Annotated in this window: 1 protein-coding gene; it reads left to right on the plus strand. The window is 67.8% G+C overall.

What is annotated here, in order from left to right:
* Window positions 1–289: AEC family transporter (locus tag ACOZKU_RS27895; protein ID WP_421581626.1), on the plus strand; the 289-nt coding region annotated here is incomplete at both ends.

Here is a 289-nt window from a genome sequence, read left to right on the forward strand (position 1 = left end):
GAACTGGGGGAGGGGCTTGGCGAATTCGTCTTCCGCGTCGCCGTGCCGCTCCTGCTCTTCCGCACCATAGCGGAAGCCGAATTTGCCGGCGATGCGCCCTGGCGCATCTGGGTCGCCTATTTCGGCGGCGTCGCCGTCACCTGGACGGGGGCACATCTGATCGCGACGATCGGCTTCAAACGCGACCGGCGCATCGGCGTACTGGCCGGCGTCTCCGCCGGCTTCGCCAACACGGTCTTCATCGGCCTGCCGCTCGTGGCGCGCGTCGTCGGACAGGATGGTCTTGTCG

The sequence above is a fragment of the Shinella sp. M31 genome (assembly GCF_049199205.1).
In the GTDB taxonomy this organism is placed as follows: domain Bacteria; phylum Pseudomonadota; class Alphaproteobacteria; order Rhizobiales; family Rhizobiaceae; genus Shinella.